This window comes from Romboutsia sp. 13368 (assembly GCF_018336475.1).
Lineage (GTDB): Bacteria > Bacillota > Clostridia > Peptostreptococcales > Peptostreptococcaceae > Romboutsia.
In genome coordinates this window covers 1,224,288-1,224,596 of the sequence record NZ_CP048741.1, presented here as the reverse complement: position 1 = coordinate 1,224,596, position 309 = coordinate 1,224,288, and the positions used below count along the sequence as shown (strand labels likewise).

Genomic DNA, 309 nt, shown 5'->3' with positions numbered 1-309 from the left:
GTACCTGCTCCTTCAATCATAGCAGTATTTTTATAAGTTTTTATCTTATCATATGCTAAATCATCTCTTTCTTTTAAAGAAAGTCCTATTAATGGCTTTTTAGTAGTATATTTAGAACCAAATAAAACAACCTYAGTCATATTTTTTATAGCAGAAGTAACTATATTATGATAATTATCAGGTAGTACAGAATTAAATTTATTCTGAACTCCTTTTGAAGCTTTATTTAAAAGAGAKGGYTTCTTTCTCATTTYATTTTTCCATATTTCTAATTCTTTTAATTTTATATCATTATAATTTTCCATTTTA

The 309-nt window shown here is 23.6% G+C and carries 1 protein-coding gene; it reads right to left on the bottom strand.

The genetic code is table 11. The features are described from left to right. Window positions 1-251 (bottom strand): EcsC family protein (locus G3997_RS04985; protein ID WP_330616268.1); only part of this gene is annotated, 251 nt, incomplete at its 3' end. Window positions 252-309: the final 58 nt, after the last annotated feature.